Raw genomic sequence first — 720 nt, forward strand, 5'->3', positions numbered from 1 at the left:
GCCGGTTGGAACTGCCAAATTAGTGCCGGAAACCTCTTCAAAGCTCTAGGGTTAGAAGAGTCTGGATTTACCATCGTTGATCCTGGTTCAAGTGCTGGTCTATCTGGTTCAATTGCAAAAGCGTACGAACGCGAACAAGCTTGGTTTGGTTACTACTGGGCACCAACAGCCGTGCTGGGTAAATACAAAATGGTCAAAGTGGACTTTGGCAGTGGCGTCAACCTAGATGAATTTGTCAGCTGTACCGCTCAACCTGAGTGTGAGTCTCCGAAACCAACTATGTATCCGCCTTCTCCGGTACATACTATTACCACCGAAGAGTTTGCGAGTCGCGCTCCACAAGCATACGACTACTTCACTAAGCGTGGCTTTACTAACGCCGATATGAACCAACTGCTCGCTTGGATGGAAGACAACCAAGCGGACGGTGAAGAGGCGATGTTCCACTTCCTTGAAGAGTACCCACAAATTTGGCAAGCATGGGTACCACAAGATGTTGCTGACAAGGTTAAGCAAGCCCTTTGATACCAAAGGGGGCAAACCCGAAAAATCTAAATAGCGCATGACGCGCTATACCCAAAATAATTGAAGTTGCAGCGCGGCAACAAGATAATTCAGCCCTATTAGCATAGGTCTTCTATGTAATTAGGGCGGCCGGCGTTCCGGTGAATTAGCGCAGTTAACAAAGCTGCAGCTTCAAGAATAAAGGGTATATACTTT

The 720-nt window shown here is 47.4% G+C and carries 1 protein-coding gene; it reads left to right on the plus strand.

Annotated elements, in window-relative coordinates:
- A partial coding sequence (locus QTO00_RS20425) for a glycine betaine ABC transporter substrate-binding protein (RefSeq protein WP_331426372.1) occupies positions 1 to 525 on the plus strand: 525 nt, incomplete at its 5' end.
- Positions 526 to 720 lie beyond the last annotated feature (195 nt).

It is taken from the genome of Vibrio sp. M260118 (assembly GCF_036533755.1).
In the GTDB taxonomy this organism is placed as follows: domain Bacteria; phylum Pseudomonadota; class Gammaproteobacteria; order Enterobacterales; family Vibrionaceae; genus Vibrio.